Annotated in this window: 19 protein-coding genes; 10 read left to right on the top strand and 9 right to left on the bottom strand. The window is 60.5% G+C overall.

Annotated features, from left to right (window positions below; all coding sequences use genetic code 11):
- Window positions 1-177 precede the first annotated feature (177 nt).
- Window positions 178-2,088: a biosynthetic arginine decarboxylase gene (gene speA, locus KZO34_RS12590; protein WP_219476931.1), complete on the top strand. Its 1,911-nt coding sequence runs from the start codon at window positions 178-180 to the stop codon at window positions 2,086-2,088.
- Here speA and KZO34_RS12585 read toward each other — a convergent pair.
- The gene (locus KZO34_RS12585; protein ID WP_219476929.1) at window positions 2,073-3,125 is read right to left on the bottom strand and encodes an AraC family transcriptional regulator; all 1,053 of its coding nucleotides are present in this window, start codon (window positions 3,123-3,125) and stop codon (window positions 2,073-2,075) included. The genes speA and KZO34_RS12585 overlap by 16 nt on opposite strands.
- Window positions 3,126-3,384: 259 nt before the next feature.
- On the opposite strand from KZO34_RS12585, the gene KZO34_RS12580 reads away from it, so the two are divergent.
- Both KZO34_RS12580 and KZO34_RS12575 read left to right on the top strand, forming a co-directional pair.
- Window positions 3,385-3,984 (top strand): sigma-70 family RNA polymerase sigma factor, encoded by a 600-nt coding sequence (locus tag KZO34_RS12580; protein ID WP_219476927.1) that lies wholly within the window; start codon window positions 3,385-3,387, stop codon window positions 3,982-3,984.
- Window positions 3,981-4,619: a ChrR family anti-sigma-E factor gene (locus KZO34_RS12575; protein WP_219476925.1), complete on the top strand. Its 639-nt coding sequence runs from the start codon at window positions 3,981-3,983 to the stop codon at window positions 4,617-4,619. The genes KZO34_RS12580 and KZO34_RS12575 overlap by 4 nt, the downstream gene beginning before the upstream one ends.
- Window positions 4,620-4,687: 68 nt before the next feature.
- Here the strand turns inward: KZO34_RS12575 and KZO34_RS12570 are convergent, their stop codons facing one another.
- Window positions 4,688-5,431 carry an SDR family NAD(P)-dependent oxidoreductase gene (locus KZO34_RS12570; RefSeq protein WP_219476923.1) on the bottom strand — a complete coding sequence of 248 codons (744 nt, stop codon included), beginning with the start codon at window positions 5,429-5,431 and terminating at the stop codon, window positions 4,688-4,690.
- Window positions 5,432-5,650: 219 nt separating this feature from the next.
- Here KZO34_RS12570 and KZO34_RS12565 point away from each other — a divergent pair, with 219 nt between their 5' ends.
- The 3 genes from KZO34_RS12565 (at window position 5,651) to KZO34_RS12555 (ending at window position 10,412) form a co-directional block, all read left to right on the top strand.
- Window positions 5,651-7,426: an acyl-CoA dehydrogenase C-terminal domain-containing protein gene (locus KZO34_RS12565; protein ID WP_219476921.1), complete on the top strand. Its 1,776-nt coding sequence runs from the start codon at window positions 5,651-5,653 to the stop codon at window positions 7,424-7,426.
- 273 nt (window positions 7,427-7,699) lie between these two features.
- Window positions 7,700-8,491, top strand: a complete 792-nt coding sequence (gene tcdA, locus KZO34_RS12560) for a tRNA cyclic N6-threonylcarbamoyladenosine(37) synthase TcdA (RefSeq protein ID WP_219476919.1) — start codon at window positions 7,700-7,702, stop codon at window positions 8,489-8,491.
- A 22-nt stretch (window positions 8,492-8,513) separates the two neighbouring features.
- On the top strand, window positions 8,514-10,412 hold the full coding sequence (locus tag KZO34_RS12555) for a cation:proton antiporter (protein ID WP_219476917.1): 1,899 nt from the start codon (window positions 8,514-8,516) through the stop codon (window positions 10,410-10,412).
- Between the two features lie 12 nt (window positions 10,413-10,424).
- Here KZO34_RS12555 and KZO34_RS12550 read toward each other — a convergent pair whose 3' ends face one another.
- The 4 genes from KZO34_RS12550 to KZO34_RS12535 form a co-directional block, all read right to left on the bottom strand.
- Window positions 10,425-11,408 (bottom strand): NADP-dependent oxidoreductase, encoded by a 984-nt coding sequence (locus KZO34_RS12550; RefSeq protein WP_219476915.1) that lies wholly within the window; start codon window positions 11,406-11,408, stop codon window positions 10,425-10,427.
- A gap of 78 nt (window positions 11,409-11,486) precedes the next feature.
- Window positions 11,487-11,957, bottom strand: a complete 471-nt coding sequence (locus KZO34_RS12545) for an acyl-CoA thioesterase (RefSeq protein WP_219476913.1) — start codon at window positions 11,955-11,957, stop codon at window positions 11,487-11,489.
- Window positions 11,954-13,042 (bottom strand): SMP-30/gluconolactonase/LRE family protein, encoded by a 1,089-nt coding sequence (locus KZO34_RS12540; RefSeq protein WP_219476911.1) that lies wholly within the window; start codon window positions 13,040-13,042, stop codon window positions 11,954-11,956. The genes KZO34_RS12545 and KZO34_RS12540 overlap by 4 nt, the downstream gene beginning before the upstream one ends.
- 100 nt (window positions 13,043-13,142) lie before the next feature.
- Window positions 13,143-13,940, bottom strand: coding sequence for an alpha/beta fold hydrolase (locus tag KZO34_RS12535; RefSeq protein ID WP_219476909.1), 798 nt, complete (start codon window positions 13,938-13,940; stop codon window positions 13,143-13,145).
- 399 nt (window positions 13,941-14,339) lie between these two features.
- Here KZO34_RS12535 and KZO34_RS12530 point away from each other — a divergent pair, with 399 nt between their 5' ends.
- The 3 genes from KZO34_RS12530 to KZO34_RS12520 all read left to right on the top strand — a co-directional run bounded on the left by KZO34_RS12530 (window position 14,340) and on the right by KZO34_RS12520 (window position 17,618).
- Window positions 14,340-15,422 carry an AraC family transcriptional regulator gene (locus tag KZO34_RS12530; RefSeq protein WP_219476906.1) on the top strand — a complete coding sequence of 361 codons (1,083 nt, stop codon included), beginning with the start codon at window positions 14,340-14,342 and terminating at the stop codon, window positions 15,420-15,422.
- A 2-nt stretch (window positions 15,423-15,424) separates the two neighbouring features.
- Window positions 15,425-16,855, top strand: coding sequence for a cardiolipin synthase (cls, locus tag KZO34_RS12525; RefSeq protein WP_219477306.1), 1,431 nt, complete (start codon window positions 15,425-15,427; stop codon window positions 16,853-16,855).
- Between the two features lie 85 nt (window positions 16,856-16,940).
- The gene (locus tag KZO34_RS12520) at window positions 16,941-17,618 is read left to right on the top strand and encodes a GntR family transcriptional regulator (protein ID WP_219476904.1); all 678 of its coding nucleotides are present in this window, start codon (window positions 16,941-16,943) and stop codon (window positions 17,616-17,618) included.
- Between the two features lie 11 nt (window positions 17,619-17,629).
- On the opposite strand, the gene KZO34_RS12515 is transcribed toward KZO34_RS12520, so the two are convergent.
- Both KZO34_RS12515 and KZO34_RS12510 read right to left on the bottom strand, forming a co-directional pair.
- Window positions 17,630-19,795: a patatin-like phospholipase family protein gene (locus KZO34_RS12515; RefSeq protein WP_257900413.1), complete on the bottom strand. Its 2,166-nt coding sequence runs from the start codon at window positions 19,793-19,795 to the stop codon at window positions 17,630-17,632.
- 61 nt (window positions 19,796-19,856) lie between these two features.
- A complete protein-coding gene (locus KZO34_RS12510; protein ID WP_219476901.1) occupies window positions 19,857-20,453 on the bottom strand; it encodes a hypothetical protein in 597 nt (198 codons plus the stop codon).
- Between the two features lie 215 nt (window positions 20,454-20,668).
- Here KZO34_RS12510 and KZO34_RS12505 point away from each other — a divergent pair, with 215 nt between their 5' ends.
- The gene (locus KZO34_RS12505; protein WP_219476899.1) at window positions 20,669-21,034 is read left to right on the top strand and encodes a hypothetical protein; all 366 of its coding nucleotides are present in this window, start codon (window positions 20,669-20,671) and stop codon (window positions 21,032-21,034) included.
- A gap of 9 nt (window positions 21,035-21,043) precedes the next feature.
- On the opposite strand, the gene KZO34_RS12500 is transcribed toward KZO34_RS12505, so the two are convergent.
- Entirely contained in the window at window positions 21,044-23,824 is a 2,781-nt protein-coding gene (locus tag KZO34_RS12500) for an ATP-binding protein (protein WP_219476897.1), read from the bottom strand.
- Window positions 23,825-23,828 lie beyond the last annotated feature (4 nt).

The raw sequence follows: 23,828 nt of genomic DNA, 5'->3' as shown, positions 1-23,828 counted from the left end.
AAAGGCCGTATTGTAGGGATGCCAAAGGGGCAGCTAAAGCTTTAATCGCCCGGAAGAACACGTATTTTCCACATCCCGTTCTTTTAGCCGGCGGATGGAATCCATACAATGACGCCCATACACCGGCCCTGTTCACCTGGTCTCGGTCGGTCCCGGTTTTTTGACAGGATAGCAAGCATGAGCGAACCCAGCGGCACCGCTGCCCACAAGGTCTACAACATTGCCCACTGGAGCGATGGTTATATTGGCGTGAACCGGGATGGCGAAGTCCTGATACGTCCGGATCGCGGCCACAGTCAGGCTAGGATCAATCTTCCGGAGCTGACCCGCTCACTGTCGGATTCCGGCATTCAGTTACCCGTACTCATTCGTTTTACCGACATCCTCCACGATCGGGTCAACAAGCTGTGCAACGCCTTCAACCGGGTCGCCGCAGACCAGGAGTACCGGGGTCAGTACACGGCCGTCTACCCAATCAAGGTCAACCAGCAGCATCGGGTGGTCGAGGAACTGGTGTCTGCAGAGCCGGCCGCCAGCAAAGGCCAGATCGGACTTGAGGCCGGCAGCAAGCCCGAACTCATGGCGGTACTGGCCATGTCCCGACAGCCAGGCTCGGTCATTGTGTGCAATGGTTATAAGGACCGGGAATACATCCGCCTGGCTCTGATCGGCCAAAGACTGGGCCACCGGGTGTTCATCGTGGTGGAAAAACAATCCGAGTTGCCACTGATCCTAAAGGAAGCCCGCGACCTTGAGGTTTCCCCCCTGATCGGTGTTCGCGCCCGACTCGCGACCATTGGTAAAGGCAACTGGCAGAACACCGGTGGCGAGAAATCCAAGTTCGGTCTGTCGGCCAGCCAGGTGCTGGACGTCGTCAACACACTGCGCGATGCCGACGCCCTCGACACCCTGCAATTGCTCCACTTCCATCTTGGCTCCCAGATCGCCAACATCCGCGACATCCAGACTGGCCTGCGGGAATGTGCCCGCTTCTACAGCGAGCTGCGACAGATGGGAGCCCCCATCGGCACTGTTGATATTGGTGGCGGCCTGGGCGTGGATTACGAAGGTACTCGCTCACGCAGCAGTTGCTCGATGAACTACAGCGTTCATGAATACGCCTATAACGTCATTCACGTGCTGCAGGCGGAGTGCGACCGGCATGGCCTACCCCATCCGGACCTGATCAGCGAATCCGGCCGAGCGCTGACTGCGCACCATTCGGTGCTGGTGACCAACGTCATCGACCGGGAAGTACCGGACAACCGCGACCCTGTAGCGCCCGCCGCTGAAGCATCGGGGCCACTGCACGATCTGTGGCGTGACCTCCAGAGCCTGGAGGATGCCGACACTCCCCGCTCACTGGCAGAGATCTACCACGACGTCATGCACGCCATGGCCGACGTCCATGCCCAGTTCGCGCACGGCCTGCTGACACTGAAGGAGCGAGCCGATGCAGAGACGCTCTACACCCGCTGCTGTCGCATGCTTCGCAGTCAGCTGGACAGCGCCAACCGGGCACACCGGGAAATCATTGACGAACTGAACGAGAAACTCGCCGAGAAACTGTTCGTGAATTTCTCCCTGTTCCAGTCGCTGCCGGATGTCTGGGGCATCGATCAGATTTTTCCGGTCATGCCGATCAACGGTCTGAACCGCCCACTCAATCGTCGCGCGGTCATTCAGGACATTACCTGCGACTCCGACGGTCGCATCGATCAGTACGTTGACGGTCAGGGCACCGAAACCACCCTGCCGCTTCCGGAAGACCGACCCGGCGAGCCGCTGCTGATGGGCTTTTTCATGACCGGCGCCTACCAGGAGATCCTGGGTGACATGCACAACCTGTTCGGCGACACCCACTCGGTGGATGTGCGAATGAATTCGGCCGGCGGTTTTGAAATCGGCACGCCCATTACCGGAGACACCGTGGCGAAGGTACTGCGTTACGTGAACTTTGAGCCCGACGCCCTGCTGGAAGCCTATCAGCGCAAGTTCCGCGCCAGTGACCTGTCCGAACAGAACCAGACGGCATTGCTGGCAGAACTGGCAGCGGGCCTGGAAGGGTATACCTACCTGGAGGAGTGATCGTCACCATCACGACTCCGGCGCCAGACACCGGGCGAAACGCCCTGCCATTTCCGGAATGCCCGGCCGAAATTGGATGGATCACTGTAACCGAGGGTTTCGGCAATGGCGTCGATACCCAGTTCGTTGCGGTCTAACAATTCCAGCGCCCGCTGGTGTCGTAGCCGATCCTGCAAGCGCTGGAAGCGCACACCCTCGGTTGCCAGCTGGCGCCTGAGCGTTCTCGGCGATACGTGCATCTGGTCAGCAATTTCCTCCAGACCGGGTAGCCGACCACCCCGGGCAGAGGCTAACGCACGCTCCACCCGGGCCGCCACGGAGGTTGCGGCCTCCATGGAGCGCATTTCCTGTTCGCACTGGGCTTCCGCCACTCGCTGGGTGACCGGATTGGACAGCGACATCGGCAGGTCGAGGAAGCGCCGATGGAAACGCAACTGGTTGACGCCGCGTGCGAATTCCACGCGCTGACCAAACAGAGCCCGATACACCGAGCTGTCAGCCGGTTCGGCAAAATCGAGCAGACAACGTCCGCCCTCAATCAATCGTTGCCCAAACAACAGGAGATTGACGTCCATAAGCGACGCCATCACCACTTCAATGTTGAACCGGTGCAAGTCTTCAAACTCGTGGCTCAAATCCAGTTGCAACACCGCTTCGTCCGCTTCGGTAAAGAAACACAGGTTCATGTAGGCGAAACGGATGCGGAAATACTTGATCAACACCGAGAGCGCCTGCTCCAGGTTGTCGCAGCTGATGGCCGCCTGTGCCAGGGAGCCATGAGTGGTAAATTTCAGACGGTTACCGAATTCCAGGCCGAGCGTGTCATCGCCGCACCGGGCCAGCGCTTCGCGGCACAAGGCGGTGAACTGATCCACCGTAATAAAGTTCTCCGGATGCCCCAGCATGGAGGGCCGAATCCCGGCCGCTGCCAGCAGACCCAGGCGCGAAACGCCCCTGTCCTCGGCGAGCTGGCACAGAATATCCGCGTAATGGGCACGCATGACCGGCAAGGTGCCGGTAGGGCCTGGGGCTTTCATGGTTGGGAGATGCTCCGGAATTGTTTTCTTTCAAGCCTAGACCGCTCCTGAAGGTACGGCAATTACTCCCGGGACGCCTGTCATGCGGCGCTCCTGCAACTGGCCCCAGCCACCCTGCGGGATGTTCGGGATAAATTTCCAGACCGACTGATCCAGACAGATACAAGCCTCGTAATTCTTGAAACTGACAAACCCGGGACGAGTGCATAGAATGATGACCAGAACAATTTCAAATCATGCGACTGTCAAGGAGCGCCCAGTGAGCACACTGGAGCAAAAGCCGGCGAGTTCCGAGGGACGAAAAGATCCCTGGAGCCAGCTGCTGCAGAAAGTGGGCAAGAACCAGGATCGCGAGGCCTACCACGCGCTCTTCGAGCACTTCGGCCCCCAGATCAAGTATTACGCCATGGCGAACGGCTTGGCCAGTCACGCGGAGGAGCTGGTTCAGGAGGTCTTCGTCTCAATCTGGCGCAGGTCGTGCCTGTATGACTGGCGTAAAGCGGCCGCCTCCACCTGGATTTTCACGATCGCCCGGAACCAGCGTATTGATATGCTGCGCAAGATGCAGCGTACCAGTGCGGAAATGCCGGTCGAGACGGAAGATCTCTGGCAGATTCCGGGCGAACACGAAAACGAACCGGTCACGTCCCTGCATCGTCTGATGTCAGAGCGGCGTGTCCGCGAATCACTGAGTCATCTGCCAGAAGAGCAGATCACCGTGATCGCCAAAGTCTATATGGAAAACAAGTCCCATCAGATGGTCGCCGACGAGCTGGCCATTCCGCTTGGGACCGTTAAAAGCCGGGTGCGCCTGGCCTTGAACAAACTGAAAGTGATTTTGCAGGACCAGAACGTATGACACGGCATCATCCCGACAGCCTGAGTTTGATGGAGTACAGTGCGGGCAACCTGAGCGAGCCTCATGCTCTGTGTATCCGGCTACACCTGGACGAATGTCCACAATGTCGTAGCCGCGTGGATACACTTGATAGCCTGGGTGCGGTGATGATGGAACACCAGCCAAAAGTGTCAGTCTCCGAAACGATGTTCGACGACATCCTGTCGAAGATTGACAGTACTCCAGCGGAACCGGCACCGACGCTACCTGTCTCCAGAATGAGTCCGCTCGAGAAATTGCTGGGCGAAGACATCAACAAGTTGCCGTGGAAACGCCAGCTCGGTGATGTGAGTGTTCTGGACATTACCGACAGGTTCCCGGGCCAACGGGAACAGGTCGTGCTGCAGAAGCTCTCTGCCGGCGGTAAGGCTCCGGCCCACACCCATCGTGGCGAAGAGACCACCATCGTTTTGCAGGGTGCTTTTGCCGACCAGAAAGGCGTTTTCAATCAGTGGGACTTTGTGGTCCTCAACGAGCAGGATGAACACAAGCCGGTGGCCGTTGGCTGTGAAGACTGCATCACCCTGTCCGTTTTGAGCGCACCCGTAAAGCTGACGGGCACCTTCACCCGGATGCTCAATCCGTTTATTCGCTGAACCAGCGGCAATCGGAGACACGAAAAGGGGCGATCAGTGATCGCCCCTTTTTTGTCGGTGCCTCCCGGTCACCAGGGCAACTCCGAACCATCCCAACTCAGGAAACGACCGTTAGCCTCGCTACCCACGTCGCGCAGGACGGCGAGCAGGTGATCCGCCGTCTGTTCCGGAGAATGCACCTTCAACTGTGCCAGGGACTGGCGAAAGGGCTCGCTCAACGCCGATTCGGTCGTGCCCGGGTGCAGCGCCAGGCAGGCAACCGGCTTACAGCGCCTGGGCAACTCCACGGCGAGCGTCCGTACCAGCATATTCAGGGCAGCCTTGGAGCTTCGATAGGCATACCAGCCGCCCAGCCGGTTGTCGGTGATGGACCCGACCTTGGCGGACACGGCTGCAATGCGTTTGAGCTGCCGGTGCCGGAGCCAGGGAAGGAGGGCTCGAACCAGGAGCCCGAAGCCGGTCGCGTTCACCGCAAAGGCCTGCATCATGGCATCCGCGGACAGCTCTTCCAGTCGCTTCTCGGGGAAAACGGCGTCCGAGTGCAACAACCCGGCGGCATAAACCAGGGTATCGATACCTTCATTGGCAGGGATCACGGTCGCCAGTGCGTCGGTTACGGCTGCGGGTGAGTCATTATCCATGGCGTCCCAGGGCAATAGGGTAACGCGATCCGAGTCTCGAAGCGTCGCAGGTGCCCGAGCGGGATCCCGGCACAGGCCGACCACCCGGCTTTCTGGATCCTGATCCAGTATGGCCTGCACCAATGCGGCGCCAATAGCGCCCGAAGCGCCCGCGATAACGACCCGTTTCATAGATCTCCCCCTTCGTTAACCATCACTGCCCCCCGGCTCTCCCCCGACGGCACTCGATATCATTCCGAAGGAGATACGAAAAATTTATCGCGTGGACCGCACCGCTCGGTGAACCAGCATATTGAAACAGGCGTATGAATCGAGTGTTCGAAAGACCCACAGGGTGTCGGGTAATCCGCCTGACGCCGTCCAAAAGAAACACGGTGAGGAGAGTATTCCATGCAATACCAGGCTCCAGCGAACGACATTCGCTTCCTGCTGTTCGATGTCTTGGGCGCGGACCGGCTCCACGAACTGGAGAAGTATGCCGACGCCACACCCGACCTGATCTCTGCGGTCATCGATGAGGCCGGAAAACTGGCGGCAGAAGTGATTCAGCCAACGAACCAGGTCGGCGACCGGGAGGGTTGCAGCTACGATCCGGAGACCCACGCCGTTACCACGCCCGAGTGCTTCAAGGAAGCCTACCGGAAGTTTGTTGAAGGTGGCTGGACTGCGCTGGATGCGCCACTGGAATTCGGCGGGCAGGGCCTGCCCCACACCCTGAAGTTCGTCGTCGACGAAATGGTCTGCTCCACCAACCTCTCGCTGGGCATGTATCCGGGCCTGACTCACGGTGCCATCAGTGCCCTGTACGCCCATGGTTCCGACGATCTGAAGCAGACGTACCTGGAAAAACTGATCTCCGGTGAGTGGACCGGCACCATGTGCCTGACCGAGCCCCAATGCGGTACCGACCTGGGACTGATCCGCTCCCGCGCCACGCCGAACGACGATGGCAGCTACGCTATCGAAGGCACCAAGATCTGGATCACCGGCGGCGAGCACGACCTGGTGGACAACATCGTTCATTTGGTGTTGGCCAAGCTCCCCGGCGCGCCGAATACCACCAAGGGCATTTCCCTGTTCGCAGTACCCAAATTCCTACCGGACACCGGCGAGCGCAACCCGGCGTTCTGCGGTGGCCTGGAACACAAGATGGGCATCAAGGGCTCGGCAACCTGCGTCATGAACTTCGAGGGCGCCAAGGGTTGGCTGGTAGGCGAACCCAACGACGGCATGCGCGCCATGTTCACCATGATGAACGAAGCCCGGCTGATGGTCGGCATGCAGGGACTCGGGCTGGCAGAAATGGCCTACCAGGAAAGCCTCGGTTTTGCCCGAGAGCGGCTGCAGAGTCGTTCATTGAGCGGACCCAAGAACCCGGACGGCCCGGCGGATCCGATCATCGTGCACCCGGACGTGCGCCGGATGCTCATGCGCCAAAAAGTGCTGAACGAGGGTATGCGGGCACTGGCCCTTTTCACGGGCCATCACCTGGACATATCAGCGGCCCACCCGGACGAGACAGTCCGCGAATACTCTGACGATCTGGTGCAACTGCTGACGCCGGTGGTCAAGGCGTTCCTGACCGACGAAGGCTTCAACAACGCCAACACCGGCCTGCAGGTACTCGGCGGCTCTGGTTTCACCACCGACTGGCCACTGGAACAACTGGTCCGTGACGGCCGGATCGCGCGAATCTACGAGGGCACCAACGGCATTCAGGCCATGGACCTGGTGGGCCGGAAGCTGAGCCTGAAAGGCGGACAGCTGGTCCGGACACTCTTCGGGGTGCTGACCGGCTACCTCAAAGACAATCCGGAAGCGCCCTACCGGGACGAACTCAAGAGCGCCATGGCGTCGCTCGAAGACGCCACCATGTGGCTGGCCAGTAACGCCCCCAAGGATCCCGAGCAGGCTGGAGCGGCTGCGACGCCGTATCTGCGACTCATGGCCCTGACGGTGATCGGCTACCTCTGGTCTCGCATGGCCAGCGTTGCCGGTGAGCAACTGGATACCGGAGAGGCCAACAAACCATTGCTGGAGAGCAAGCTGGTCTCGGCACGCTTCTTCTTCGAGAAGCTGGCACCGGAAATCCCGTGGTTGCTGAGCGATATCAAGACCGGTAAAGACAGCCTGATGGCGTTTGACGACGACCACTGGGCCGCTTGAGCGAGGTAGCGGTCAGTACCTCCAGGGTACTGACCGGAAATGACCGATGCTTGGCATTTTTTGACCTTCATCGCGGACGCTCAGAGTTCAATAATGTCCACGTTGATTAGTGTCTCTGAACTAGTCCTGCCCACCCCGCTTCGGACTGGGCATCTTTGAAAGCCACGCCCCGCGTGGCTTTTTTTTGCCGGCTTTTCGGTCTGGCCCGGGCCTGGGTTACAATTGCGCTCTTTGATTCCGTCCGGCCCTGCACCGGACCCGACCGGAGGCCGCATGAACGCCGACGATTACGCATTCCGCTTTGGTGGCATAGAACGACTGTACGGACGTCGCGCCCTCGACGCCTTCCGAGACGCCCACATCGCCATAGTCGGGCTCGGTGGCGTGGGTTCCTGGGCTGCGGAATCCCTGGCTCGCAGCGGCATCGGCACCATTACCCTGATCGACATGGACGACATCTGTGTCTCCAACACCAACCGCCAGCTCCATGCGCTGGAACAGCAATACGGGCGCACCAAGACGGACGCCATGGCGGAGCGACTGAAAGCCATCAACCCGCACGCGGACATTCGCGTCCATTTCGGCTTTCTGACCAACAAGAATGTCGGCGATCTGATCGACCCGGACATGACCGGCGTGATCGATGCCATCGACAGCGTCAAGGCCAAGGCCGCGCTGATTGCACACTGCCAGCGACGCAAGCTGCCGATCGTCTGTGCCGGCGGCGCCGGCGGTCAGATGGACCCCACCCAGATCCAGGTCGCGGACCTCAGCAAGACCACCCAGGATCCACTTCTCGCCAAGGTTCGTAATCTGTTGCGCCGGGAGTACGGTTTTTCCCGCAACCCCAAGCGCCGCTTTGGTATCGAGGCCGTATACTCGCTGGAGCAGCTGACGTATCCTGCCGGTGATGGCGAGGTGTGTCTGCAAAAGCCGGCCTCCGATGGCCCGGTGCGCCTCGATTGCGCCTCGGGCTTTGGAGCGGCCAGCCCGGTCACCGCCAGCTTCGGATTTTTTGCCGCTTCCCGGCTGCTCAACCGCATGGCAAGGCGCGCCAACCAATAAACCAAAAGGATCTGCCCCCACTATGCCTGTCAGCACTGTCATGCTTCTTGCCAGCATTGGCGTTCTCTCCCTCTTCTGCCAGTGGCTGGCCTGGCGGGTAAGGATGCCGGCGATCCTGTTCCTGCTCGCGGGGGGGATTGCCGCCGGGCCCTTGCTGGGCTTTCTGGCCCCGGAAGCGGTATTCGGCGAACTGCTGTTCCCGGTCATTTCTCTGGCCGTCGCCATCATCCTCTTCGAAGGCAGCCTGACCCTGCGCTACGCGGAAATCCGCGGCCACGGCAAGATGGTGCGCAATCTGATCCCTGTGGGCTCCATCGTCACCTGCGTCATCGGTACCCTGTCGGTGCGCTGGCTGCTGGACGTATCCTGGCCGGTTGCCCTGCTGTTCGGCGCGATTTCCATTGTCACCGGCCCGACGGTCATCGCACCGCTGCTGCGCTCGGTCCGGCCCGACGCCAAGCTCGCCAACATCCTGCGCTGGGAAGGCATCATCATTGATCCGGTGGGCGCCCTGCTGGCCGTACTGGTGTTCGAGGGCATCGTCTCCTGGGGCCAGGGCAACGTCTTCGGCCATTCCCTCTTCATCTTCGGCAAGACGCTGGCGGTGGGTTTTCTGATTGGCGCCCTGGCCGGCTACCTGAATGGTCTGGTGCTGCGCAAGCACTGGATCCCGCAATACCTGCACAATGCCGGCACGCTTACCTTCATGCTGGGGGTCTACGCCCTCTCCAATGAAATGGCGCACGAATCCGGGCTGCTGACGGTCACCATCATGGGGATCTGGATGGCTAATATGAAGCAGGTGCCCATCGAGAGCATTCTGGAGTTCAAGGAATCCCTCAGTGTGCTGCTGATTTCGGCCTTGTTCATCATCCTGGCCGCGCGGGTTGAGTTCAGTGCCATTGCCGATCTCGGGTGGGGGCTGGCGCTGGTTCTGGCGATCCTGATGCTGGTTGCCAGGCCGCTGAGTATCTTCCTGTCGGCCATTGGCACCAACCTGAACTGGCGGGAGAAAGTGTTTCTGAGCTGGATTGCGCCCCGCGGTATCGTCGCCGCCGCCGTCTCCGCCCTGTTTGCGTTCCAGCTGCAGAAACTCGGTTATGAGAGTGCCGGTACGCTGGTGCCCCTGGTATTCATGCTGATCATTGCGACTGTTACCCTCCAAAGCCTGACCGCCCGGCCGGTGGCGAGGATGCTGAAGGTGGCCGAGCCCGCGGAATTCGGTTTCCTGATCCTGGGGGCCAACCCGGTGGCGCGTATGATTGGACTGGCGTTGAAAAAGCACGAGGTGCCGGTCACCCTGGCCGACACCAACTGGGAGAATGTCCGCCAGGCACGCATGGAAAATCTGCAAACCTACTTCGGGAACCCGGTCTCCGAGCACGCCTCGACGCATCTGGATCTCACCGGAATTGGCAATCTGCTGGTCATTTCACCCTACAAGCACATGAACTCGCTGGCGACCTATCACTTCCTGGACTGGTTCGGAAACAACTCTGTATTTACTCTGGCGGAAGGCGATCAGGACCAGAAGGCCCGTCACCAGACCGCGGAAAAAATCCAGATGACCCGAGGCCTGTTTGATGGAGTGAGCTATGCCAAGCTGGCGAGCCTGGCCAGCCAGGGTTACACGATAAAGACCACCCAGCTCAGCGACGAGTTCAGCTACGAGGATTTTCTGGAAAAATATCAGCGCCAGGCCCTGGTACTCTTCGTTTTCGACGGCAAGGGCCACGTTTCGCCGGTGCTGGACATGGAACAACTGAAGCCCGAGAAGGACTGGACCCTGGTCAGCCTGGTGCCGCAGCAGGCCCGCAAGGAACGTAAGGAAAAGGACGGACAGGATTCCGGCGGTGACGCCAATGCAGAGGGGAACGCAGACCGTTCGAAATCCCCACTGCCAGAGCCTGGGAAGGACTGAGGGAGTTCTCCCTCAGCGGCAGTCGAGCACCAGTTTTCCGCGTACATGGCCACCTTCAAGCAGCTCATGCGCCTCCGCGACCTTATCCAGCGGGAATGACTGATCAATGTGAACGCGAACATCGCCGTCCTCGATGAGTTCGGCAATCTCGTCCAAATGGAAAACGTCCGGCCGCACCGTCATGCCGTGGGCGCGCAGCCCCATGTCCTCAGCTGCGCTGATAATCTCGTCCGCCGTCACGGTGGGAATGGTGACCAATACGCCATGCTCGCCCAGGGTGTGCAGGGAGCGTTTGCCGGCCTCACCACCAACCAGATCAAGCACCACATCCAGGCCGTAGCACTCTTCAGCCACATCGGTGGTGCGGTAATCAATCACCTCGTGCACGCCCAACTCCGCCAGGAAATCCCGGTTTGCGGCGGACGCCGTGGCCACCACATGGGCACCCCGTTCGAGCGCAAACTGAACGGCAAAATGCCCGACGCCACCGGCTCCGGCGTGAATCAGGATTTTCTGGCCGGATTCCAGCTTGGCCACCTCAAACAGTGCCTGCCAGGCCGTTAACGCCGCCAGCGGCAACGCCCCGGCAACCATCAGCTCCAGCTCATCCGGCACGATAGCCAGCTCATCCGCACCGGCGACCGCGTACTCCGCGTAGCCGCCACCGCCGGCGGGAAAACCAATCATGCCCATCACGCGATCGCCCGGCGCCAGGGTAGTGACATCCTCAGCGACCTCAACAACCTCGCCAGCCACATCGTAGCCCGGCGTCCACGGCAGCGAATTTTCAATCTGCCGGGCGGCGAAGCCCAGCCCCTTGCGGGTTTTCCAGTCGATGGGGTTCAGGCCGGCGCCATGGACGCGGATCAGGACCTGACCGGTCGACGGCCGGGGAATGTCCGAGTGATTCACCTTCAGCACATCCCGCTCACCAAACCGGTCATAACTGATGTGGCGCATGGTGGTGTCAGTGCTCTGTTCATTGGGATTTGCCATGATGGTCTCCGGACAACGGTGGTAACGGACAACGGATTCTGTTCAGACTAGCAGAAGATGTCGGCAAGGGTCGCTCAATCAGCGGGCAGGCCCCCGACCGCCGGCAACGACCGCTGCCCCGAGGATCTCTGCAAATTCTCTCGGCGCCCGAGACGGGCGCTGGGTTTTCATGTTCACGCAGGCATGGGTCGATACCGCCCGGACCAGCGTCTTGCCGTCGGCTGGACGGATCAACTGAAACTGACGGGAGGAGCGGAGGCGGCCGTCATACCCGGTCAGCCAGGTCCCGAGAACCAGCCGGTCACCGGCATTGGCGGACGCCAGGTAGTCGATCTCCGTACGGGTAATCGCCATGGCCTTGCCGGCGGCCTCGTGCAGCTCCCAGGTCATACCCAGACTCTCGATGTGGGCCCAGCTCACGTCTTCGAGCCAGCGTACATAGACGACATTGTTGGCATGGCCCAGGCGATCGGTGTCTTCATCCTTTACGGTGATCTCGAGAATGAACGGATCCGGCAGATCCCAATCAACCGTGCTGTCATCTGTCATGCTTCGTCGTCTCCGAGGCCGGGAATGGCCCGTAACGGTATCCGCCCGATGCGATCGTTGTGAAGTGAACCAAAGTATAGGTAGCCATCGTGAGGATTGACCGAAGTGATCTCCTGCAGGTGGGTACCCTTGGTGTCATGAAGGCTGGTAATCACCTCGCCGTCCCGGTTGAACGCCACCACCAGGCCATATTCCTGGGGGGTTGGTTTCAGGCTGTCGGGCAACTTGGCCACCAGATCCTTGAGCCAGGGTGTCCGATGCAGGGCGTCCACCTGGGCATTTCGGAGGGTCGGGAACGCTACCCAGTAACGACCTTCCTCATCCACCGCCAGGTTGTCCGGAAAGCCCGGGAGGTTGTCCGCAAACACCTCGGCCTGCCCGGCCTTGGGCCCGGTGATCCAGTAACGCAGGATGCGGTATTTCCAGGTCTCGTTCACCAGCACGAACGCGCCGTCGGGCGAGACCGCTACGCCATTGGCGAAGTGCAGGTTACCCAGCAGGACTTCGGCCTTGCCGATACGGGGCGAGTATCTCAGCAGCCGGCCATGGGGGCGCATCTCCAGAAGATCCAGACGGTATTCTGGCTGCTGGAACCGGGAGCTGGCGTCGGTAAAGTAGATCCTGCCATCCGGGGCTATGTCGACGTCGTCGGTGAATCGGAACGGGGTGCCCTCCGCTTCCCTGGCCAGCAAGGTAACGGTCTTGTCCGGGGCAATGGACAGCAGGCCTTTCCAGGCATCGGCCACGATCAGATCGCCGTCCCGGTCAAACACCATGCCCAGTGGGCGCCCGCCGGTCCTGAGCCAGGTTTCCACCCGGCCATCGGGGAACAGGCGGATAACCCGACCATCCTGGGTTCCGGAATAGACGACGCCGTCTTTGCTCACCGTCGTATCTTCGGGGCCATAGACCTGGCCTCGGGCCAGCAGATCCGCCAGACGAAGTCGCTCATTGGGTGCCAGCGGACCGGTCAAGGGGGGTGGCGATGGCGGCTGCCAGGCCTTGCTGTCGATGGGTGATGGCGTCAGGAGAAAGCTTCCCAGCAGTACAAACAGGATCAGCACTCCCACCATCAACCATTTCATAGATCAAGTCCGCCTGTTGTCATGTCCGATGCATTTCGCCGCAATGGGTTAACCTTAGCAGACCGGCACCAAGCCATGAAAATGCCGTTTGCGCGACCGACTAGCTGTCACCTTCCAGGAAACGCCGGCACAGGGCCGCAAACGAATCGGCCTTTTCGGCATGTAGCCAGTGCCCCGTGCCCTTGATGATACGGAGCTCGGCCGCAGGAAACAGGCGCTGGATCTCATCCCGATGTTTTTCCTGGATGTACGCGGATTCCTCGCCTTTGATGAACAGCACCGGCCCCTCAAAGGGTCTGGTGCCTTCCGGGGCGCGGGCAAGATTGTCGTAACAGGCATCGATGACCGGTACATTCAGGCGCCAGCGAAACACCGGACCGCCCTCGGTCTGCTCCTCCTTGGGCACCCGCTCAAGGTTCTTCAGCAGGAACTGACGGGTGGAGGCCATCTCCACAAAGTCGGCGAGTAGCGTGTCGGCCTCCTGACGCGAACGCACCCCGGTCAGGTCGATGCTTTTCAGACCATCCAGAACCGCATCGTGCCGGGGTTTGTAACTCACCGGAGCGATATCGGCCACGAGGAGCTTTTCCACCCGCTCCGGCGCCTGCAGAGCCACCTGCATAGCCACCTTGCCGCCCATGGAATGGCCGAGGATACTGGCCCTGCCGATGCCCTGACGATCCATGTACGCAATCACATCGGCGGCCATGGCCGGGTAGTCCATGGTGTCGGTATGAGGCGAACTGCCGTGATTGCGCTGGTCCAGGGCATGTATCTGCCACTCACCCTGCAACCGGCGGGCAATCCCGCCCAGGTTTTCCAGGGATCCGAACAGGCCGTGCAACAGAATCAGCGGCGGACCTTCGCCGGTAATGCGGTGGTTCAGCTCTACAGTCATGGGCGGACAGTCTCCGGGTTGGCTCACGTTTTACGAGCGGATACATTACCACTGACAGTCAGGCGAGCAAGTTGGGAATGGCGGGAGCGATTCTGCAGACGAAAAAAAGCCGGGGAATCCCCGGCTTCAAGGTCATAGGCTTTACGCCTGACTGATCAGCAGTAGAAGATGCTGTTCAGATACTCAGCGAGGGCCATCACGTTCTTCCGCTCGCGCTCAGTATGAGGTACGAAAATTTCCTGTTCCATAAAACACCTCCTGAAAACACCTTTCCATTGCTTCAACCTGATGACTTAATGCTATCGTTACGGGCATGGAAAGCCTTTGACAGGCTGTCTCATCCACTTGACATTTTGTATCAGCGTGGATGAAAAGTTGTTAACCATCGGGACCGATACTGTGATTCCTGCTCAGCCCGACAACACCAGCACACCGTTGGTTGCCGCCTCCAGCACCCTTGCCCTGGTTCACTATCTCGAACGTCAGGGGGTGCTGGATCCGAATCGGGTGGCACGGATTGTCGGCCTGGACCTTGAGGCCCTGTCGGATCCGGACTTGCGGGTGCCGGCAGTCGCACACTATCAACTGTGGGACTACGCCGAACAGGTGACCGGTGATCCCGGCGTGGGGCTGCATGCGGGCCAGGTGGTTGACCCCGAGCGCATGGGACTGGTCGGCCATGTGTTCTTCAACTGTGACACCCTGGGCGAAGCCGTTACCCAGTATGTACGCCTGCACCGGCTGATCAACGAATCGGTCATCCTGAGCTTCGAGCAGACGGGCGAACAGGCCATCCTGAGCTGGCAACCGGATGTGCCCGATCATTACTGCCGGCAGGACATGGACCGGACACTGGCAGCGGCACTGAGCCGGACCCGGCATTTCATCCATCCGCAGATCACAGCCGAATGGGCGGAAATCGCCCACCCCCGGCCTGTCTATGCGACGGAATACGAGAAAATTCTCGGCGGACCGGTTCAATTTGACTGCGCCACCACGCGGCTTGCCTTCAACAGCCGCCACCTTAGCCACCCGATTCCCCGGCGCAACCCTTACGTCTACTCGGCCGTCCTGAAACAGGTGAACGCGGTGCTCGCACGCCTGCAACCCAGACGCTCCTTCGGTCGCAAGATCCGACGCCTGATCTCGAAACAGATGGCCACGGACAGGATCGATGCCGACAGCCTGGCCCGACAGTGCCACATGAGTCGCCAGACCCTGTACCGGAAGCTGAAACGGGAAGGCCTTGGCTTCCACGAACTGGTTGAGCAGGTGCGCAAGGACAAGGCCCTGCGCTACGTCGCCACGGACCACTATGCCCTGGGCGAAATTGCCTTCCTGTTGGGGTTCTCCGAGCTCAGCGCCTTCAGCCGGGCCTTCAAACGGTGGACCGGCACAGCACCGGCCCAATACCGGGCCAGCCACCTGGCACGCGCCGCGGATGAGCCGGAACCGAACGCCAACACGGATACCAAAGAGTGACCATGGAGAGCGTGTCACTGGTGGCCGTGGCGGTAGGCCTGCTTTACCTTGCGGCGCTGACGTGCATCTATCGGATTCTGCTGACCTACCGTACCGCCCAGGGCGCCATTGCCTGGATCATTGGCCTGCTCGGCCTGCCCTACGTTGCCGTCCCCATGTTTCTCCTGTTCGGGCGCTATCGGTTCGGCGGTTACGTCAAGGCCCGGCGAATGGGTGACGAGGCACTGACCAGTCTACTGAATCGTTTTGAGCAGCAAACCACCTCGATTCCGGCGCCGGCCGACGAATACTTTACCGACGAGCTGCAGGTTCTGTGCAAGCTCGGGCGCCAACCCTTTACCGAGGGCAATCGCTGTACCCTGTTGCGGGACGGCGAGGCCACCTTCGAAGCCCTGTTCGAGGCGATGGAAAACGCCACCCGCTATATTCTCCTGGAGTTTTACATTGTTCGCTCGGACCGGGTGGGGCAGCGCATCAAATCCATTCTGGAACGGAAACTCGCCCAGGGAGTGGAGGTCTGGTTCCTGTATGACAACATCGGCAGCGTGTGGCTGCCGCGAACCTATCTGAAGCAACTCGAAGCCGCAGGGGCCAGGGTCGCGTCATTTGGTGACGGCAACATTCGCCGACGGCGGTTCCAGATCAACTTTCGCAATCACCGCAAGCTTCTGGTCTGCGATGGAACCACTGGGTTTGTCGGCGGTATCAATCTCGGGGACGAATATCTGGGTATGGCCATGGATCAGGAACCCTGGCGCGATACCCACTGCCGTATCGAAGGGCCCGCCGTCACCGGTCTCCAGCTCAGCTGGCTGGAAGACTGGAACTGGGCCAGTGATGAGTTCCCGGAACTGGACTGGGCGCCGCAGTCCGACACCACCGGCGATGATCAGGTGCTGATGCTGCCAACCGGGCCCGCCGACGACTGGGAAACCTGCGCCCTGTTCTTCCTGAACTGCATCAACAACGCCCGCAACCGCCTGTGGATTTCCTCGCCCTATTTCGTGCCCGATTTCCAGGTCATGAATGCGCTGCAACTGGCAGCCCTCAGGGGGGTGGATGTGCGGATTCTCATTCCGGAGAAATCCGATAGCCGCCTGATCGGCCTCGCGGCCTACTCTTACCTTGTCCAGGCCTGCCAAACGGGCATTCAGATTTACCGGTACCAGCCCGGCTTCATGCACCAGAAGGTCATACTGGTGGACGACCGCTACGCCGCGGTGGGCACCGCCAACCTGGACAATCGCTCCATGCGCCTGAACTTCGAGATTACCGCCGTCACCACTGCCCGACATTTCATCAACAGCGTGGAATCCATGCTTGAGGAAGACCTGGGCAGCTGCCGACTGATGACTGAAAGCGACTACAGGGACCGTTCCATCCCCTTCCGGTTAACCTGCCGGGCCATTCGCCTGCTGGCGCCCCTGCTCTGAAGGCGGGCTCATACTGGTTTCTGCTGACCTTTCTGTGCGAATATGCCTTCACGAATCAGCCAGCATGCAGTAACGACAAGAAACCATGAACGCCTTCAGACCCAGAGAGACCCTGACCGAGCAGGTCGCCCGCCATATCGAAAACCTGATTGCCTTCGGCCAGCTTCGCTCTGGCGAACGAATCTATGAAGGTGCCATGGCCAAGGAAATGGATGTCAGCCACGGCTCCATTCGGGAAGGCTTGTTGCTGCTGGAAAAACGCCATCTGGTTCGCAATGTGCCACGCAAGGGCGCCTTTGTTACTCCGCTGGACGAGTATTTCGTTCGCAGCCTGTATGAGACTCTCGAACTCTACCTGACCCACACCGGCCGCAAACTGGTCCGGCAATGGCAGCCGGCAGACATGGAACGCCTGGAGTCGCTGTACACCCAGATGAAGGCCTGCTTCGAAAAGAGCGAACTGATGGCGTTCCTCGAACTCGGCATCGAGTACACCAAGGCATCGCTGGCCTACGCCGACAACTACTTTATTGTCGCCGCCATTGACGACCTGTGGCCGTCGGCCAAGCGCTGCGCGTTCGTGGCATTTCAGAAGGGTGGCAGCCACGTGTTCGAGGACAACCTCGCTCATATGCAGGAATCCATCCAGGCGATCAAGGATCGGGACGAGGATAGGCTCGCAAGCATTCTGCATCGCTACGCCATGCAGCAGTGCCAGCAGGTGCTTGATGCGATCGCGACCCGCGACCGCAAGGGCGCGTAACCCGAAGAACGTCAGTAGAAGATCTGGGTGAACGAGAAGCCGATGTTCAGGTAGGCCGTCCAGTTGTCCCGGTTACTGTAGGCGGTAGCAACCTGAACCGGGCCCAGGAAGGTATCCACGCCGGCGAACAGGCTCCAGGATCGCACCGAATTGTTCCAACTGGCCTGATCAAATGACTCCCAGGCATTACCCGCTTCCAGGCCGGCACCGGCAAACCAGGGGACCAGGGGACCACCAAAAGACTGGCTGGCATAGACCGCGCCCAGCAGTGCATTGTCCCCGGTGATCTGACCGGGGGCGTAGGCCGACAGCCGGCGGAACCCGCCCAGCCTTACGGCGTTTTCGATGCCCGGCTCACCACTGGTCACTGCCTTTCCGTACACCAGCCCGGTCAGGTTAAAGCCCTGCCAGCTGTCGGTTCCGAGCAACATCCCGGTGACCGAGTCGAAGTGGCGGTCCGACCCCAGATCCTCCCGCTCCAGTCGTCCTCGTACCCCGGCAAAGGCGCCATGTCGGGGGTAGAAAGAATCGTCCAGAGAATCGTGCACCAGCTGCAGGCTGATTCCGCCCCGATGGACCCTGTCCTCGCGCACGATGGGCTGCCCGACCAGCTCATCGACTGACGCGTAGCCCCGGGTGTACTTGAGTCGGGCCTCGGCGTTGCTGCCCAACTCCATGCCAAGGGCGAAATCGAGATCGCGTGAGGTGACGTCCACCTCCGCCACGGGACTGGTACCTCCGTCGTACAGACTGAACGTTTCTCGCCTGTACTCACCACCCACGACCAGGAAACGCCGGAAGCCGTAATCAATCGGCTGGTACCACTGGGTCCGGACCCAGGGTTCCGTGCCCAGCTGAACACCAGTCTGCCACTCGGCGCCAAGCTCATTGAGTTCGGTCATTCTCAGACCCGAGGCAATATTGAAGCGGGTCTCACCATCGAAGTTGTCTTCATAATTCAGCCCGAACGACAGGTAATTCGGGCCCCAGCTTTTTTCCTGGACCTGGATGGTCAGCACCGTTCCCTCGGGCGAGGGGGACAGTGCATAAGAAACCGTCTCGTAATAACCCAACCCGTAGATTCGTTTCAGGTCCTCTTCCAGCACCTCGACATTCAACGGCTCCCCGGTCCGCTGCTGAATCCGCTCCCGGAGGAACTCCGGGGCCAGGGCCCGGCCCTGCTCGATCCTGATCCTTGCAATCGGACCCGCGCTGTAGGCCCGGGACGACATCTGCGCCTTGAAGGCAGCCCAGTCAGTCCGCGATACCGCCAGCGGCCTCAGCTCAACGGCGTGCTCCCGCGCTCCGGTGGCACCCAGTTCAAACAGTGTCAACGCATCGTAGAAATCCGCAGAACTGTAACCCTCCAGATCGGGCCGGATCAGAACGTCCTTTTCGCCCATCGAGGCCAGTTGTTCATCGGTGTTGCGCCGGGTCATGATGGTGGTGAGCTGGCCCATGACGGAAAAGGCTTCGCTCAGCTGCTCGGCGTCCATGAGGGTGTCGGTGATGTCGACCGCAATGATGACGTCGGCGCCCATGTCACGGGCCACGCTGACCGGCAGGTTATTGGCGACACCACCATCCACCAGCAAACGACCGTCACGCTGAACCGGGGCATAGACGCCGGGAATACTCATACTGGCGCGAACGGCTTCGGCCAGGTTGCCATCCCCCATCACCACCTGCTCACCGGTTTCCAGATCCGTCGCCACCGCCCGGAACGGAATGACTAGTCGGTCAAAATCTTCCACCAGTGCGGCATCGCGGGTCAGTTCATTCAGGATGAAGCCGAGGTTCTGGCCGGCAATGATGCCGCCGCCCACGTGCAACCCGTCCGCCCTTAGTCCAATGCCCGGCGTGAGCGGCAAACGTACCTCTTCGCTCTTGCGCCGCACCGGTTTGTAGACCCGGCCGGGGTCATCCTGAAAACTGGAAAGCCAGTCCATTTCGATAAACCGGCGCTCGATGTCCTCCACCGGCATACCCGATGCGTAGAGGGCACCAACCGCAGAACCGGCGCTGGTTCCAACAACCACATCCACCGGTATGTTCATCTCTTCCAGAACCCGCAACACGCCGACGTGGGCCATGCCCTTGGCACCACCACCGCTCAGCACCAATCCCACGCGGGGCCGTTCCGCGGCGGATAACGGCGATAAACCAACCGCCATCATAAGGCCGACTATCAACAGGACAGTTCTCACCGGCTGAATGATCCTTTTTCGAGGTGCCACATCAGGTTTTGTCAGAACTCTCATCGTCCGCCAATGAAAGGTGCGACACGTCCGGCACCACCGGGGGCGGAAGCTCCCGGTCGACGCCCAGGTCCGTGCCCGCCGGTGCCAGCGTCCAGTCGTCAAGATGCTGGAACATGGGCGGCTTCACCTCGGTATGCGCCATCAGCGTCACGCCCACCGGGTCGAGACCGAGACCGGAGCCCGACAGAATGGTATCCACCTTCTCGCCGGCAACCGGCAATCGCTCCCCGGGCTCCGTTTCAGGAACCTTGCCCCGGGGTGTGGCAGCAAACTCAGGTTCCGACCGTGATTCCGTCTTCGGCGGCGGCGCTTTTGCCGGTTCCGGGGCGGGCCGGGCGGCCGGTTCCGCGCCTGCCATTGGCTGCACGTGCGCAACCATGCCGTGCTTCCTCAACACCGCCCGGTACTTTTCGGCCTGCACTTCCTCGAGTTTGTTACGGATCACCACCGGCTGGCCGCTGAACATCCGGTCCACCTGCTCAACGCTGGCCTTGAACAGGTTTCGGGCGTTGTTCCTGGCGGTTTCCAGATCCGTACCGGGAGCGCATTCTCCCCGAAAGACAAGCTGAAACATGCGATTTCCTCTTTATGACTGTTCTAGAAACAGAATAGTTGATAGCGTAGCCGCCGGCCGCCCCGGCCCCTCAATCGAACAACATGCAAACTGCAAACAATTGAAAAATCCATGCACTGGATCACGCAAAAAGCGACCGACTCTGCGATAATCCTCTGTAACGAAACTTTACACTCAGTAACACGAAAGCCCGACAGTCACCGGGAGTGGCCTTCATGAAGAACACATTAGCGCTCAGTGCTGTAACCGCCGCGCTGCTGTTGCCAGCGTTTTCCGCCCACGGCGAAAACCTGGATGTCCTGATGAGCCAGATCTTCCCCCAGGAACACGCTACCTACATTGGGTACGAGAGCGTGGAGCGCGAGGATATTCCCGCATCCTCGGTCATCGACCGCAAGTACCTCATCGTCGATTTCCGGTTCGAATCCCGTCAGCCTCCAGTAGAGCAGCTTCAGGCCAGCGTGCACAAGGTGTGCATGACCCTGCTGAGGGATCGCGATCTGGTCCAACAGTTATCCGATTCCGGTTACGACATGGTCGCCGTGGCCTTTGACCGCCGGTCCCAGTTCGACTGCCTGTAACGCGCCAACCTACCCCTGACGGCCCAGTAGTTTGGGAAAGGCGTCCAGCGCGCTGTTCACCGCATCCAGATTAAATGCTTCCACGTCGGCCAGCAGCTTCTCCCCATAGCGAGTCACTGAGCGCGAACGGTAACGTTGTCCCCACGCCTGGACCCGCCGGGCGAAATCTTTCATCTGCTCCGGGTCACCGCTCTCTCGCACGGTTTGCCATTCGTCCCCGAAGTCCGATGCCAGCTGTTCCCGCAACCAGCCACGCTCCTGCATGCTCAGCGTCTGGGCCAGCAGGCGTTCCGCTTCCTTGGGTTCTCCCTCGTGCTCTGCCTGCTCACCGGTTGCCGCCACCCTGGGGATGACCACGGTAAACACGGACCCGGTGCCCGGTTCGCTCTCCACTTCCAGCTCCCCCCCCATCATGCGCGCCAGTTTGCGGCTGATGGCCAGGCCCAACCCGGTCCCCCCGTAGCGCCGGGTATTCTGCCCTTCCTGCTGTTCGAAGGCGTCGAAAATGCGCTCGCGCTGGTCCGGGGGGATACCGATCCCGGTGTCTTTTACGGTAACCACCAGGCGGTAATACTGGCGGTCGGGCTCGCCTCCGTCCCCGGACGCAGCCTCAGGTTTCAAGGGCGTTGCGGTCGCCCTGACCGTCACCACACCCTCATGGGTAAACTTGATGGCATTGCCCACCAGGTTGAACAGAACCTGCCGCATTCGCGTCTCATCCAACATCATCGCCGCCGGCATTTTCGAATCGACACTGACTTCCAGGGAAATGCCCTGCTCTCGGGCCCGCAGATCAAAAATATGACGGACGTCGCCGAGCAAACGACGCAGGGAAACCGCCGAGTAATCCAGACGCATTTTCCCCGCCTCAATGCGGGACAGGTCGAGAATATCGTTGATCAGCATCAGCAGGCTACGGCTGCCAGCCCGAATGGCTTCCAGATAGGTTCGCTGCTGGGGGTCTGTGACCGTATTGTTGAGCAGGTCGCTGTACCCGATCACCGCATTCATCGGGGTTCGGATCTCATGGGACATGTTGGCAAGAAACTCACTTTTCGCCAGACTCGCGGTTTCCGCCTCCCGGGCCAGGCGCTCGGCCTCCAGCTTTGCGGCCCGGAGTTCGTCCTCACTGCGGCGAAGGGCATTCTCGGACCGGATACGCTCGTCCACTTCCCGGGACAACTTGCGGTTCCAGTACAGGAAGATCAGCACCACCAGCAGTGCGATCAACACGACCCGGCGCACCACCGTGTAGTCGGTTTCCTGCTCGATATCCAGGTGGATCCAGCGGTTGTAGATGGCCTCGGTCTCGGATGCTTTGAGACTGTTCAGCGCCTGGTTCAGGATGCGGTGCAGCTCGGGGCTGTCCTTGCCGACCGCAAGTCGCAGATCGTACTCGTACGGTGTGATACTGGTGATCCGCAGGTTCGACAGGCCCAGCCTCGCCACGGTGTAGCTGACAGCCGGGATGTGGGTCACCATCACTTCCAGATCGCCATTGGACAGGGCCAATAAACCCTCCTCAACCGTTTCCACAGGGTAGATGTCCAGGTTTGGATGGTTGATCAGCAGGTAGTCGTGGGCCGCATGCCGGTTGACCACCCCCACCCGTTCGTCCCGCAACTCCCGCAGATCGCCAATAAAGCGTCCGTCATCCCGGATTGCCAGGGCGATGGGTACGGTCAGATAGGCCCGGGTAAACAGAAATTCGCTTTCGGTACGGGGCGTCCGGGACATACCCGGCAGGATATCCACGTCCCCGTCCTGTAACTGCGCCTCTGCCGCCATGCGGTCGGGCACCACGGTGCGATTGAAACGAGCCTTGAGTTCGGTTTCCAGCCGGGTAACCAGATCCGGTACCAGCCCGGTCGGCCGGCCATCCTGGGCATACTCGAACGGCGGCCAGTCGGCCCGGAAAGCGACCCTCAGGTTCGGGTGCCGCTTCAGCCATTCCTGATCGGAGGCAGACAGCTCCAGCCCGCTGCGCTCCAGCGCAGGCAGATCCGCCTGCAACCAGGATTGGCGTATTACCCTGTGCTCGGTGTGGCTGATTGCCTCAACGGCCCGGTTCAGGACGTGGAACAGGCGGTCGTCGTTCACATCCACCTGGAACACAACGTCCACCGTGGTCTCATCGAGCAGGGCCGACAGCCCGATGCCGTTGATCATCGCCGACTGCAGATAATCCGAGACCACCGGCACCGGCCCCAGGAACGCATCGGCCTGGCCGGAAAGCACCTGACTGACCGCTTCGCCTATGTTTTCGACCGCGACCGGCGTAAAGCTCTCGACCGGATCCAGCATGGGGTATTGATTGAGATCGCCATCAATGACCGCGATCCGACCGCCTTCCAGGTCCGACAGGCTCCGAATTGCGACATCACCGGCACTGACGAACAGGCCGTAGGTGAGCGTCATCAACGGTTCGCTGTAGCGTTTGCCCGGCGTTATCTGGGCGTTGGGCAGGCGGGTGGTCAGGACGGCATCGGTCTCGGGCTCCGGGTCATCGTCGGCGCGCAGGGTCACCGGATTCAAGGGCACCCCGAGCTTGTCGGAGAGCCGCGCCAGGTAGTCGATGTAAGTTCCCGCCAGGGTGCCGTCACCGGTATCGAAAATCAGCGGGACCTGGCCGACATGGACACCAATGCGAAAACTGTCCTGCTCCGAAAGCCATGCCAGTTCAGCGCTGCCAAGCACCGGCGCTGGCGATGGCTGGGGTGGATCTGCGCGAAGCGGGGATTGAAACAGCGCAAGCAGGCAGCATAGTAAGAAGGGAAGGATGACCTTCACTGGA

The sequence above is a fragment of the Marinobacter sp. F4206 genome (assembly GCF_019392195.1).
Taxonomy (GTDB): Bacteria; Pseudomonadota; Gammaproteobacteria; order Pseudomonadales; family Oleiphilaceae; genus Marinobacter.
This window is presented reverse-complemented; position numbering and strand designations above follow the sequence as displayed.